11 protein-coding genes are annotated in these 13,117 nt (G+C 62.8%); 1 reads left to right on the top strand and 10 read right to left on the bottom strand.

Annotated features, from left to right (window positions below; all coding sequences use genetic code 11):
• Nucleotides 1–196: 196 nt before the first annotated feature.
• From parC to ACVW0Y_RS03525, 8 genes are all read right to left on the bottom strand, one after another.
• Nucleotides 197–2,449, bottom strand: coding sequence for a DNA topoisomerase IV subunit A (gene parC, locus ACVW0Y_RS03490; protein ID WP_457436079.1), 2,253 nt, complete (start codon nucleotides 2,447–2,449; stop codon nucleotides 197–199).
• 7 nt (nucleotides 2,450–2,456) lie between these two features.
• Entirely contained in the window at nucleotides 2,457–2,981 is a 525-nt protein-coding gene (locus ACVW0Y_RS03495; RefSeq protein WP_457436081.1) for a retropepsin-like aspartic protease family protein, read from the bottom strand.
• The gene (locus tag ACVW0Y_RS03500) at nucleotides 2,978–3,943 is read right to left on the bottom strand and encodes an esterase-like activity of phytase family protein (protein WP_457436323.1); all 966 of its coding nucleotides are present in this window, start codon (nucleotides 3,941–3,943) and stop codon (nucleotides 2,978–2,980) included. The genes ACVW0Y_RS03495 and ACVW0Y_RS03500 overlap by 4 nt, the downstream gene beginning before the upstream one ends.
• A 110-nt stretch (nucleotides 3,944–4,053) precedes the next feature.
• Entirely contained in the window at nucleotides 4,054–5,958 is a 1,905-nt protein-coding gene (gene parE / locus ACVW0Y_RS03505) for a DNA topoisomerase IV subunit B (RefSeq protein ID WP_457436083.1), read from the bottom strand.
• A gap of 20 nt (nucleotides 5,959–5,978) precedes the next feature.
• Nucleotides 5,979–6,596, bottom strand: a complete 618-nt coding sequence (locus tag ACVW0Y_RS03510; protein WP_457436084.1) for a YqiA/YcfP family alpha/beta fold hydrolase — start codon at nucleotides 6,594–6,596, stop codon at nucleotides 5,979–5,981.
• 128 nt (nucleotides 6,597–6,724) lie between these two features.
• Nucleotides 6,725–7,540: a 3',5'-cyclic-AMP phosphodiesterase gene (cpdA, locus tag ACVW0Y_RS03515; protein WP_457436085.1), complete on the bottom strand. Its 816-nt coding sequence runs from the start codon at nucleotides 7,538–7,540 to the stop codon at nucleotides 6,725–6,727.
• 152 nt (nucleotides 7,541–7,692) lie between these two features.
• The gene (locus ACVW0Y_RS03520; RefSeq protein WP_457436087.1) at nucleotides 7,693–8,145 is read right to left on the bottom strand and encodes a DUF1249 domain-containing protein; all 453 of its coding nucleotides are present in this window, start codon (nucleotides 8,143–8,145) and stop codon (nucleotides 7,693–7,695) included.
• Nucleotides 8,136–8,753: an NUDIX domain-containing protein gene (locus ACVW0Y_RS03525; protein WP_457436088.1), complete on the bottom strand. Its 618-nt coding sequence runs from the start codon at nucleotides 8,751–8,753 to the stop codon at nucleotides 8,136–8,138. The genes ACVW0Y_RS03520 and ACVW0Y_RS03525 overlap by 10 nt, the downstream gene beginning before the upstream one ends.
• Before the next feature lie 208 nt (nucleotides 8,754–8,961).
• Between ACVW0Y_RS03525 and ACVW0Y_RS03530 the strand changes: the two genes are divergently transcribed.
• Nucleotides 8,962–9,708, top strand: a complete 747-nt coding sequence (locus tag ACVW0Y_RS03530) for an RsiV family protein (protein ID WP_457436089.1) — start codon at nucleotides 8,962–8,964, stop codon at nucleotides 9,706–9,708.
• Between the two features lie 82 nt (nucleotides 9,709–9,790).
• Here ACVW0Y_RS03530 and cytX read toward each other — a convergent pair whose 3' ends face one another.
• A complete protein-coding gene (gene cytX, locus ACVW0Y_RS03535; RefSeq protein ID WP_457436091.1) occupies nucleotides 9,791–11,083 on the bottom strand; it encodes a putative hydroxymethylpyrimidine transporter CytX in 1,293 nt (430 codons plus the stop codon).
• Nucleotides 11,084–11,211: 128 nt separating this feature from the next.
• Nucleotides 11,212–13,113, bottom strand: a complete 1,902-nt coding sequence (gene thiC, locus ACVW0Y_RS03540) for a phosphomethylpyrimidine synthase ThiC (RefSeq protein WP_457436092.1) — start codon at nucleotides 13,111–13,113, stop codon at nucleotides 11,212–11,214.
• Nucleotides 13,114–13,117 lie beyond the last annotated feature (4 nt).

Raw genomic sequence — 13,117 nt, forward strand, 5'->3', positions numbered from 1 at the left:
GCGGCGCAGGGGCCACTTGCAGTCAAAACACTGGGTTAAGGCCGGCTATCATCCGACAAAGCTGCCGATGACTCCAGCCTTGCGAGCGTTACGGCGTGCGTCGGAGCCACACGGCAGAGCGCTCGCGGCCGGCGAAACGGTCGGATCTGGCCGCGAACGGCGCGCTTCAAGCGGTAGTGCGCGCCGTTCGTGCGGTTTAGCCCTCGACCAGCAAACCATCCACACGCTGGAAGCCGCGGGGCAGTTTGTTGCCGCGCCGGCCGCGTTCGCCTTTGTAGTGCTCCAGATCATCGGCTTTCAGCGACAGGGTGCGTTTGCCGGCCTGTAGTACCAGAGTGGCACCCGTTGGAAGCACCGCCAGACCGGTGACGAACTCTTCGCGGCTGGCCACGCGATCACCGGGCACGCCGATGATCTTGTTGCCTTTGCCTTTCCCCAGTTGCGGCAGGTCGCTGACCTTGAACAGCAGCAGGCGGCCTTCGGTGGTCACTGCGGCCAGCCAGTCTTCCTCGCGGTTGGCCACGGCCTGCGGGAGCAGCACCTTGGCACCGTTGGGCAGGCTGAGCAGGGCCTTGCCGGCCTTGTTCTTGGCTTGCAGATCTTCGCCTTTGACCACGAAGCCGTAGCCGGCGTCGGAAGCGATCACGAACAGTGCCTCGTCATCCGGCAGCAGCACGCATTCGAAGTTGGCACCCGGTGGCGGCGTCAGGCGCCCGGTCAGCGGCTCGCCCTGGCCGCGGGCCGAGGGCAGCGAATGTGCCGCCAGTGAGTAGCTGCGCCCGGTGGAGTCGATAAACACCGCGTACTGGTTCGAGCGTCCCGGTGCCGAGGCTTTGAATTCATCTCCGGCTTTGTAGGAGAGGCCGGTGGCGTCGATATCGTGGCCCTTGGCGCAACGTACCCAGCCTTTTTCCGAGATCACCACGGTGACCGGTTCGGTCGGCATCAGTTCGGTTTCCGACAGGGCCTTGGCTTCGGCGCGCGCGACGATGGGCGAGCGGCGGTCGTCGCCATAGGTTTCGGCATCGGCGATCAGCTCGCTGCGCACCAGCTTGCGCAGTTTGCTTTCGCTGCCCAGCAGGGCCTGCAGCTTGGCCTGTTCCTTGGCGAGCTCTTCCTGCTCACCACGGATTTTCATTTCTTCCAGGCGCGCCAGCTGACGCAGGCGGGTGTCGAGGATGTAGTCGGCCTGAATATCGGTGAGGGCAAAACGCTCCATCAGCACCGACTTGGGGTGCTCCTCGGTGCGGATGATATGGATCACTTCATCCAGGTTGAGGAAGGCGATCAGCAAACCATCCAACAGGTGCAGGCGGCGCTCGACCTTGTCCAGGCGGAACTGCAGGCGACGACGCACGGTGCCGATGCGGAACGCCAGCCACTCGCTGAGCAGCTCGCGCAGGTTTTTCACCTGCGGTTTGCCGTCCAGGCCGATGATATTGATGTTCACCCGGTAGCTGGATTCCAGCTCGGTGGTGGCGAACAGGTGTTGCATCAGTTCGTCGGCATCGATGCGGTTGGAGCGCGGAATGATGACGATGCGGCACGGGTGTTCGTGGTCCGATTCGTCGCGCAGGTCGGCCACCATCGGCAGCTTTTTCGCCTGCATCTGCCCGGCGATCTGTTCCAGCACCTTGGCCCCGGACACCTGGTGCGGCAGCGCGGTGATCACGACGTCGCCGTCTTCCACGCGGTACACGGCGCGCATACGCACCGAGCCCTTGCCGGTTTCGTAGATTTTCAGCAGGTCGGCACGTGGGGTGATCACTTCGGCTTCGGTCGGATAGTCCGGGCCGAGGACGTGTTCACACAGCTCTTCAACGGTCGCTTTCGGTTCGTCCAGCAAACGCACGCAGGCGCTGGCCACTTCGCGCAGGTTATGCGGCGGTACGTCGGTGGCCATGCCCACGGCGATACCGGTGGTGCCGTTGAGCAGCAGGTTGGGCAGGCGTGCCGGCAATACCGCCGGTTCATCCAGGGTGCCGTCGAAGTTCGGTACCCAGTCGGCGGTGCCCTGGCCCAGTTCAGTCAGCAACACTTCCGAGTAGCGCGACAGGCGCGCTTCGGTGTAACGCATGGCGGCGAAGGATTTCGGATCGTCCGGCGCACCCCAGTTACCCTGGCCGTCGACCAGGGTGTAGCGGTAGCTGAATGGTTGGGCCATCAGCACCATGGCCTCGTAGCACGCCGAGTCGCCGTGGGGGTGGAACTTACCCAGTACGTCACCGACAGTACGCGCCGATTTCTTGTGCTTGGAATCGGCGTCCAGGCCCAGCTCGCTCATGGCGTAAATGATGCGCCGCTGTACCGGTTTGAGGCCGTCGCCAATGTGCGGCAGGGCACGGTCCATGATCACGTACATGGAGTAGTTCAGGTAGGCCTGCTCGGTGAAGTCGGCCAGGGAGCGCCGCTCCACGCCGTCCAGGCTCAGGTCTAGAGAGTCGCTCATGCGTGCCTCATTGTTTGGTGGTCTGGCGCAGCACCAGGGTGCCGTCGCGCTGGGTGAATTCCAGTTGTTTGAGTGCACTCATGCCGAGTAGCACTTCATCGCCCTGCATGCCGGGCGCGACGATGGCGCGCACGTTATGCAGAACGATCTCGCCCAATTGCAGGCTGTCGATCTGGGTCCGGTAGCCGCTGCTCATGCCGTTGGCAGTGCTCAAGGTAACCGGCGCGCCGCGTTCGAGCTTGAGGCTCTCGGCGATGCCGGCCGGGATCGCTACATCGGTAGCGCCGGTGTCGAGCATAAATAGCACGGTGCTGCCGTTGATGGCGCCGGTGGAGAGAAAATGCCCCTGGCCATTGCCCGCCAGACGCACCTCGATAAAGCCTTGGCCATGGGAGGAGGTCGGCACCTGATTGGGGTTGTGCTTTTTCTCTTCCCACTGGCCGAAGAAGTGCGTGGCCAGCGCCAAACCTGCGCCCCAGAACAGCACCCACATCACGCGTCCGGCACGTCGGCCGACGGTCTGCTGGCTCACGGCTTGGCGCTCCAGCCGGCGGCCGGCGCGGCGAAGCGCCAGACAATCGGGCGGTCTTCGCCATCGCCACGGGCCTTGTTACCGTTGTCGACGCCGATCCATGCGCCTTTTTCGTCGATGGTCAGGGCCTCGGCCATGCCCCAGGGCTCGTCGTACTTGCGGGCGTCGGTCAGCGCTTCATTGGCGAACGACCAGCAGTGCTCGGCCTCACCGGTATCGGCGGCGCGCCGGCAAATCTGGTGGGCCAGGCGCTCCAGGGTGTACAGGTGGCCTTTGTAGAAGGCGATGTCGCTGAAGTCTTTGGGCATGGGTTTAGTGCCCATCTGCGGCGGTGGCAGTTCATCGCCGCCTTCGCTCATCAGCACGCAGCCGCCGGCACATTTCCAGCTGCCGTTGATTTTGTGCAGCACCAGCAGGCCACGGCGCTCACGCTCGGCCGCCAGCCACAGGCGGTCGCCCTTGGCGTCGACCACCAGGCCTTCGAACAGCGCATTGAAGTGCAGCAACATGCCACTGGCCCGGGCCTGGCTGACCAGGCTGGCGGGCAGGTTGAGCCATTCGCCACTGCCCGCGGGCGGAATCATCAGCACCGCCGAAGTGGCTTCACTGACCAGATAGCGGTTGCCTTTGGCGTCGCAGCTGAGGCCTTCGAAATCCAGAGCGCCGCCGCGGGTAAGCCCGGACAGCCAGTTACGCACGCGCACCCCCCAGGGCAGCGGGCTTTGCGGGGGTGGTGGGGCCTGGAACACTTCGACTTCGGCATTCAGCACCGCGCCATTGGCGGACAGGCGGTACAGCCGATCGTCATCGCGGTCCGACACCGTCCATAGCGCGTCGCCGCACCAGGCCAGGCCGGAGAGGTTGCCCGTGGGCATGCCGTCCACCACCTGTTCGCTGAGCAGCTTGAGCTCTTCGAACGGCGGTTGCGGCACAGGCGCCCTTTCGTCCACAGCGCTGTCCATGGCCACCACTGGCTGCGGTTTGCTCGCCGAACCGGCCGCTGCCGTCATGGGGTAGGTCAGCGTCAACGCGGGAGCAGCTATCAGCAGCAGGGCTGCGAACAGCTGGCGCATCAAGCCAGAACCTCGGCCAGGTCGCCTTTGGATTCCAGCCAGGTTTTGCGATCACCTGCGCGTTTTTTCGCCAGCAGCATGTCCATCAGCTCCTGGGTCATCTCGAAATCTTCCAGGGTCAGTTGCACCAGGCGGCGGGTGTTGGGGTCCATGGTGGTTTCGCGCAGTTGCGGCGGGTTCATCTCACCCAGGCCTTTAAAGCGGGTGACCTGCGGCTTGCCGCGTTTTTTCTCGGCCACCAGGCGGTCGAGGATGCCATCGCGTTCGCCTTCGTCGAGGGCGTAGAAAATCTCCTTGCCCAGGTCGATGCGGTACAGCGGCGGCATGGCCACATACACATGACCGGCATCCACCAGGGCGCGGAAGTGGCGCACGAACAGGGCGCAGAGCAAGGTGGCAATGTGCAGACCATCGGAGTCGGCGTCGGCGAGGATGCAGATCTTGCCGTAGCGCAATTGGCTGAGGTCGGCGGCACCGGGGTCGACGCCAATGGCCACGGCGATGTTATGCACTTCCTGGCTGGCCAGTACTTCGCCGCCATCGACTTCCCAGGTGTTCAGAATCTTGCCGCGCAACGGCAGGATGGCCTGGAACTCTTTGTCCCGCGCCTGTTTGGCCGAGCCGCCGGCGGAGTCACCTTCGACCAGGAACAGCTCCGAACGCATCGGGTCCTGGCCGGCACAGTCGGCCAGTTTGCCGGGCAGGGCCGGGCCCTGGGTAATGCGTTTGCGTTCGACTTTCTTGCCCGCTTTCAGGCGGCGGCCGGCGTTGCTGATGGCCAGTTCGGCCAGTTGCAGGCCCAGTTCCGGGTGCTGGTTCAGCCACAGACTAAAGGCATCTTTGACTACCCCGGAAACGAATGCCGAGGCTTCGCGCGAGGACAGGCGCTCTTTGGTCTGCCCAGAGAATTGCGGCTCCTGCATCTTCATCGACAGCACAAAGGCAATGCGTTCCCACACGTCTTCCGGTGCCAGCTTCACGCCGCGCGGCAGCAGGCTACGGAATTCGCAGAACTCGCGCATGGCATCCAGCAGGCCCTGACGCAGGCCGTTGACGTGGGTGCCGCCTTGCGCGGTGGGGATCAGGTTGACGTAGCTTTCCTGCACGCTTTCGCCGCCTTCGGGCAGCCACAGCAGGGCCCAGTCCACGGCTTCTTTATTACCGGCCAGGCTGCCGCAGAACGGTTCGTTGGGCAGGCGCTCGACCTCGGCCACCGAATCGGCCAGGTAGGAGCGCAGGCCGTCTTCGTAGTGCCACTCGACCTTCTCGCCGCTGGCTTTGTCTTCGAAGCTGACCGCCAGGCCCGGGCACAGCACGGCCTTGGCCTTGAGCACGTGCTTGAGGCGACTGACGGAGAATTTGTGCGAGTCGAAATACTTGGCGTCGGGCCAGAAGTGCACGCTGGTGCCGGTGTTGCGCTTGCCGACGGTGCCGATCACTTCCAGGTCGCTGGCTTTGTAGCCGTCAGCGAAGGTCATGCGGTATTCGTTGCCGTCGCGTTTAACGCGTACTTCGACGCTGGTGGACAGGGCGTTGACCACCGAAATGCCCACGCCGTGCAGACCGCCGGAGAACTGGTAGTTCTTGTTGGAGAACTTGCCGCCGGCATGCAGCTTGGTGAGGATCAGCTCAACCCCCGGCACGCCTTCTTCGGGGTGGATATCCACCGGCATGCCACGGCCGTCGTCGCAGACTTCCAGGGAGTTGTCTTCGTGCAGGATCACCTGCACCGATTTGGCGTGACCGGCCAGGGCTTCGTCGACGCTGTTGTCGATCACTTCCTGGGCCAGGTGGTTGGGACGGCTGGTATCGGTGTACATGCCCGGGCGCTTGCGCACCGGATCGAGGCCGGAGAGGACTTCGATGGCGTCTGCGTTGTAAGAGCTAGAACCTTGCTGGGCCATGGGGTCTCGTTCGTCAGTCGTTAAATGTCGGAAAAATCGAAATCACGCCAGGTGCTCGAAGCAAACCCGGCAAATGCCAGCAGGGCCGGCAGACGCTGGGCGAAACCCTGGAAGCCATGGTCACCACCGGCCTGGATACGCAGCGCGCAGCCCTGGTAGAAGGTCTGGGCATGGCGATAATCAAGGGTTTCGTCGGCCGTCTGCAACCACACCTGATAGCGCGCGGGGTCGGCTGGGGCCGGCACTTCCAGCTCGGCCAGGGCGTTGACGTGGTCGAGGGTCAGTTCCCAGGTTTCACCGGTGTAATGGTTGGTCTGGGGGCCCAGATGGCCGGCGAACAGCCGGTGTGGGTTGACCGCCGGGTTGATCACCAGCGCCTTCAGGCCATGGCGCGCGGCCAGGTGGGTGGCATAGTAGCCGCCAAGGGAGCTGCCGACCAGCACCGGGCTGCCGAGCTCGGCAATGGCTTCATCCAACTGGGCAATGGCCTGGCGCGGGTGGTGATGCAGCGCCGGTACGCGCAGCTGTTCGGCCCAGCCCAGGCGCTGGAACACGGCGCTCAACTGGCTGGCTTTCTGCGACAGCGGCGAACTGTTGAGGCCATGTATATAAAGAAGGGTGGGGGTGTCGGTCAGCACGCGGGCGACTCCATAAAACCGTAGCGGCGCACTTTAGCAAAGAAGAGCGGTAGGTTGGGTTGAACGCAGCGAAGCCCAACGAGCCGTGCGCGACTTCGTTGGGCTTCGCTGCGCTCAACCCAGCCTACTTAATAACCTTTGATGCTGTAGTCGACCACGAAATGAATACCGGTGACGCGCGAGACTCCGGTCTCCAGGCGCCCATCATCATGCAGACGCAGCCAGCGGTAGCCAGGGGCGGTGTCGTCGACCTGAAACTCTTCGCTGCCCGGCGCGAATTGCACACAGGTGGAGGGCGAGGCCAGCAGGCGCACGCCGTTGCGCATCTGGTCGAATTCCTGGTGGATATGCCCCCACAGCACGGCGCGTACTTGCGGGAAGCGGTCGAGCACGGCGAACAGTTCATCGGGGTTGCGCAGGCCGATGGGTTCCATCCAGCGGCAACCGATGGACACCGGGTGATGGTGGAAACACACCAGGTGATGACGCTCCGGCGCTTCGCTCAGGGCATTGACCAGCAGGTTCAATTGCGACTCTTCGAGGTAGCCCGGTACGGCACCCGGAATCGACGAGTCGAGCACGGTGATGCGCCAATTGCCCAGGTCCAGCACGGGTTCCAGCAACTCGCTACCGGCGCAGGCTTGCTGCATCACCGGTACTTCATCGTGGTTACCAGGGAACCAACGTGCTGCGCCGGGCAGCACTGCGGTCATCTCACGAAAACGCTGGTAGGACTCCAACGTGCCGTCCTGAGACAGGTCGCCGGTGGCCAGCATCAGGTCGATCTGCGGCTGCTCGCGTTGCACCCGTTCGACGACCTTTTCCAGGCTGTCGCGGGTATCCATGCCCAGCAGTTTGCCGTCCGCTTCTGCAAATAGGTGGCTGTCGGACAGCTGCACCAGCAGCACCGACGAATCAGCAGAGGGAATGGACGAGCTCGGCAAGGCCGTCTCCTTGAGCGGTTTGGTGAGAATTATGGTTGTTTAGGACGCTACCGGTAAAGGCGCGATATGGGCATGGATCACAGTTAGGGCGCTGGATTGGCGAAAATAGACAATAGCGAAAGTCTCTGCCTGGCCTAGACGCAGGGGCTTTCCTAACGTACAGGCTCCAGTTCGTGGCCACAGGCCAGACAATGACTGAGCCATTCCCCCAGGAATAAGTTCAGCTGAGTTTTCTCATCCGGCTGATGCATAGCGGCATTCGGATACGGATAAATACTGCGAAAACGCCGGGCATTTTCCGCGCTGACCACCTCGGCCATGCGCGCGTCGTGGTACACCCGCACCTCCAGTTGCGGCACGGGCAGCCAGGGCAGGCTGTGTTCCTGGCGCACCTTCAAGGTGGTGGTATACGGACAGGCTTCGACCACATCCAGCGCCAGTACGCCGAGCAACCGTTCGCCCTGGCTCAGGGCTACGCGCCGCGAACCTTGCGCATCGCGCATGGCCGGCAGCAGGCGCATCAGCCGTGCATAGTTGGCCTCGCACGCCGCTTGCAGCTCGATCAGGTCGACGCGGTAACGCTCGCGCAGCAGGGTTACGCCCACATTCCCCTCACTTCGGCACGGTTGAGTGCCAGCCACTGGATGGCAATGATACTTGCCGCGTTGCAGATACGTCCGTCACGAACCGCCGCCAGGGCGTCTTCGAACGGCAGCACATGCACGCGAATGTCTTCGCCTTCCTCGGCCAGCCCGTGCACGCCGCCAGCACCGGTGCTGTCACAGCGGCCAACATAGAGGTAGACCTGTTCGTCCGAACCGCCCGGGGAGGGGAAGTAGGAGGGCAGTGGCCACAGGGCACCCAGTTGCAGGTTGGCTTCTTCCACCGCCTCGCGACGGGCGACTTCTTCGGGTTGTTCATCTTTGTCGATCAGACCGGCCACCAGTTCCAGCAGCCAGGGGTTGACGCCTTTGGTCATGGCGCCGACGCGGAACTGTTCGATCAGCACCACGTTGTCGCTCTTGGCGTCGTAGGGCAACACACAGACCGCGTCATGGCGCACGAACAGCTCGCGGCTGATTTTCGGGCCCATGTCGCCAGCGAACTGGCGATGGCGCAGGTGCAGGCGGTCGACCTTGTAGAAACCACTGAAGCAGTTTTCCCGCTCGAGGATCTCTACGTCATCCGGGCCTGGTGTGAAGGTCTTGGTCATCGGTTACCCATTCGTTGCTGAAACGTCGATTGCTGTCATCCTAGCTTGCCTCGGCGAGCGCCGCAGCCACTTTCAAGAATGCCGACGGGCTGCGAGGATAGCTGCCCGGGCAAAAGCCAGAAAGCCCGAACTCATGGGGGTATCGGCAGTCGAAGGCCGACACCCGCTGTATTTCACCCGTACCGAAATCTGATCGCCAAGGAATGCCATGCCTCTGTTGAAAGCCTGTACGCCGCTCGCTCTGGCTCTGTTGTTGGGCGGCTGCGCCAGTCTGTTCCAGCCGGACTTCACGGACAAACTGGACGTCAAACGCACCGCCTGGGAACACACCCAAGCCGCTTGCCAGGGCAGCGATTGCCCGCTGGTCAATATCGACACCGTAAGCTTTGCCGACGAACCGCAACTGACCGCGCTGATCGACCAGCGCCTGCGGCAAATGACCGTCAACACCCCGGATGGCACCGTGCCGGCCACCCTGCAAAGCTACGAAAAGGGTTTTCTGCAGAGTGCTGAACCGGGCTGGTCGAGTTATCTGCAGGCCAAGGTACGCGAGCAGCATGACGGCCTGGTGATCATCGAGCTGTCCAGTTACTTGTTCACCGGCGGTGCCCACGGTATGCCGGGCCGGCAGTTGCTCAACTACGACCGCAAACTGCACAAGGTACTGACCCTGCAGGACATGCTTATCCCCGGCCAGGAGGCAGCCTTCTGGCAAGCGGCCGAGTTGGCGCACAAGGGCTGGATCGCGGCCAACAAGCTGGACGAAGACCCCGAGTTCATCAAGACCTGGCCATTCCAGCGCACCGACAATATCGGCCTGACCTTTGGCGCGGTGAGCCTGATGTACGACGTGTACAGCATTGCACCGTATTCCTCTGGGCATCCGGAGTTGAAGATTCCCTATCCGCGCTTGAACGGCATCATCAAACCCCAATACTTCCCTGGTCGCGGTTAGCTGTTGCGTAGGAGCGGCTTCAGCCGCGATGCACTTGATCTTAAAAAAGCATCGCCGCTGAAGCCGCTCCTATGGGCCTTATTTAAGCCTGGGCTGCAGCTGACTTGGCCCTTGCGCCAAGATTCCCCAAGCCGAACTGCAACAGCCCCGCCAGAATCAATGCCGGCAAGGTCGCGCCCAGTTCCGGGTAGAAATTGGCCAGCAGGTGATAGGTCGCCACACCGCCCGCCCAGGCAAACAGCGCTGACCAGCGCAAGGCATGGTGCATGACCACAGCCTGGCGGCGACGCAGAACAAAGTGATCCACCAGCACCACGCCAAACAGCGGCGCAAACACCGAACCGATCAGCAGCAGAAAGTTCTGGTACTGCGCCAGCGGTGCCAGGCAGGCGATCAGAGTGCAGATGGCACCGATGGCCAGGGCCAGGTGCTCCACTTTCAGTTTCAACAGCGTGCCGCTGGAAACCGCCGCCGAGTGAATATCGGCAAAGGCGTTTTCCGATTCATCGAGCAAAATCAGCAGCAATGGAATCCCCAGACCGGCACCGGCCAGGGCCAGCAGCAGGGCATTCACCTCACCGCTGGGTGCGAACGCCAGGGTGTACGCCACGCCCAGGCCCATCAGCCACAGATTGCCAATAAAGAAGCCCAGTGCGGTGCCGGTGAATACGCTACCGGCGCGTTTGCCAAAGCGTGAGTAGTCGGCAATCAGCGGCAGCCAGGACAGCGGCATGGCGATGGCGATATCGAAACCCAGGGCAAACGGCAGTGAGCCATCGCCACGCTGGGCCCAGAGGGTGGCCAGGTCGGCTTTGGCAAACAGGTTCCAGGTCAGCCATACGCAGGCGGCGAGCAGCAGCCAGATCCCCCACTTGCGCAGGATCTGCCGCACAAAGGTCAGCGGCCCGGTGACCGCCAGCAGGGTGGCCAGCGCGCCGAACAGTAGGGTCCAGAGCAGCGGCTGGGTCCACAGGCTTTCTTCGCCAAATACACGGGCGGCCAGCAGGCTGGCGGCATCGCGCATCACGATGATTTCGAACGCGCCCCAGCCGATCAGCTGCAACAGGTTGAGCACCGCCGGCAGGCTGGCCCCGTAGTTACCCAGGCTGAGTTTGATCGCGGCCATCGAGGCCAGGCCGGTGTCGCTGCCGATTACACCGACCGCTGCCAGCAGCAATACGCCAACGGCGGTGCCCAGGGCGATGGCCAGCAGACCGAACGCCAGGCCCAGGCCGGGGGCGAGCAGGGCACCGGTTTGCAGCACCATCAGGCCGATGCCTAGAGAGAACCACAGGGAAAACAGATCACGCGCACCGAACACGCGCTTGCTGGCGGGGACGGCGAGATCGGGGGAATAAGTGCTGGGAGTGTTCACGCGTTTGGTTCTCGGGGTGGCGTTGTTAGTGAGGTGCTCGAGTTCCCTGTAGGAGCGGCTTCAGCCGCGATGCTTTGCAAGATCAAGAGCATCGCGGCTGAAGTCGCTCCTACAGGGATAGCGGGGCGCTAGACCTTCTTGTACAGCTGACTGCCTTCGTGCCTGAAGCGCTCGGCCTGTTCGCGCAGCCCTTGCGCGATATCGACATCCACCGCCTCAATGCGCTGGTTGGCGGCGTATTCGCGCACTTCCTGGGTGATCTTCATCGAGCAGAATTTCGGTCCGCACATGGAGCAGAAATGCGCGACCTTGGCCGAGTCCTTGGGCAGGGTTTCATCGTGGTAAGCCCGTGCGGTATCCGGGTCCAGGCCCAGGTTGAACTGGTCTTCCCAGCGGAATTCGAAGCGCGCCTTGGAGAGGGCGTTGTCGCGGATCTGGGCACCTGGATGGCCCTTGGCAAGGTCGGCGGCATGGGCGGCGATCTTGTAGGTGATGATCCCGGTCTTGACGTCATCCTTGTTCGGCAACCCCAGATGTTCCTTGGGTGTGACATAGCAGAGCATGGCGCAGCCGAACCAGCCGATCATCGCCGCACCGATGCCCGAGGTGATGTGGTCGTAGCCCGGTGCGATGTCGGTGGTCAGTGGGCCGAGGGTATAGAAGGGCGCCTCGTCACAGCACTCCAGCTGCTTGTCCATGTTCTCTTTGATCAGCTGCATCGGCACATGGCCGGGGCCTTCGATCATGCATTGCACGTCGTGCTTCCAGGCGATCTTGGTCAGCTCGCCAAGGGTTTCCAGCTCGCCGAATTGCGCGGCGTCGTTGGCGTCGGCAATCGAGCCGGGGCGCAGGCCGTCACCCAGGGAGAAGGACACGTCGTAGGCCTTCATGATTTCGCAGATGTCATCGAAGTGCGTATAGAGGAAGTTCTCTTTATGGTGCGCCAGGCACCACTTGGCCATGATCGAACCACCACGGGACACGATGCCGGTCACGCGCTTGGCGGTCAGCGGCACATAGCGCAGCAATACGCCGGCATGGATGGTGAAGTAATCCACGCCCTGTTCGGCCTGTTCGATCAGGGTGTCGCGGAACAGCTCCCAGGTCAGGTCTTCGGCGACGCCGCCGACTTTTTCCAGGGCCTGGTAGATGGGCACGGTGCCGATGGGTACCGGCGAGTTGCGGATGATCCACTCGCGGGTTTCGTGAATATGTTTGCCGGTGGAGAGGTCCATCACCGTGTCCGAGCCCCAGCGAATGCCCCAGGTCAGCTTGGCCACTTCTTCTTCAATAGAGGAGCCCAGGGCGCTGTTGCCGATATTGCCGTTGATCTTCACCAGGAAGTTGCGGCCGATGATCATCGGCTCCAGCTCCGTGTGGTTGATGTTGGCCGGGATGATGGCGCGGCCGCGGGCGATTTCCTCGCGGACGAACTCGGCGGTGATCTCTTTCGGAATGCTGGCGCCGAAGCTGTGGCCCGGGTGCTGCTGGTCGAGCAGGCCGGCGGCGCGGTGTTCCTGGAGCTTCATGTTCTCGCGGATCGCGACGAACTCCATCTCCGGAGTAATGATGCCCTGACGCGCGTAGTGCATCTGGCTGACATTGGCACCGGGCTTGGCGCGGCGCGGGTTGCGCACGTGGGCAAAACGCATGGCGGTGAGTTCGGGGTTGCTCAGGCGCTCCTGGCCGAAGTGCGAGCTGAGGCCGGGCAGGCGCTCGGTGTCGCCGCGGGCGTCGATCCATGGCGAGCGGATATCGGCCAGGCCGTTGCGCACGTCGATCTGTACGGTGGGGTCGGTGTAGGGGCCGGAGGTGTCGTACACCAGCACCGGGGCGTTGATCTCGCCACCGCTCTTTGTCCCTGAAAAATCGGTGGGGGTAACGTCGAGGCTGATCTCGCGCATCGGCACGCGAATATCAGGGCGTGAACCCTGTACATAAATCTTCTGCGAGCGAGGGAAAGGTTGTACTGATTGCTGATCGACCTGAGCGCTTTCGCTCAAATTTTTTAGTTGTTTTGTGGTGCTCATCAAG

It is taken from the genome of Pseudomonas sp. TE3786 (assembly GCF_054057335.1).

Excerpts from the sequence above, each read along its gene's own strand:
- parC (WP_457436079.1), bottom strand. The coding sequence starts at position 2,449 with ATGAGCGACTCTCTAGACCTGAGCCTGGACGGCGTGGAGCGGCGCTCC.
- ACVW0Y_RS03500 (WP_457436323.1), bottom strand. The coding sequence starts at position 3,943 with ATGGACAGCGCTGTGGACGAAAGGGCGCCTGTGCCGCAACCGCCGTTC.
- parE (WP_457436083.1), bottom strand. The coding sequence starts at position 5,958 with ATGGCCCAGCAAGGTTCTAGCTCTTACAACGCAGACGCCATCGAAGTC.
- ACVW0Y_RS03525 (WP_457436088.1), bottom strand. The coding sequence starts at position 8,753 with ATGACCAAGACCTTCACACCAGGCCCGGATGACGTAGAGATCCTCGAG.
- ACVW0Y_RS03530 (WP_457436089.1), top strand. The coding sequence starts at position 8,962 with ATGCCTCTGTTGAAAGCCTGTACGCCGCTCGCTCTGGCTCTGTTGTTG.
- thiC (WP_457436092.1), bottom strand. The coding sequence starts at position 13,113 with ATGAGCACCACAAAACAACTAAAAAATTTGAGCGAAAGCGCTCAGGTC.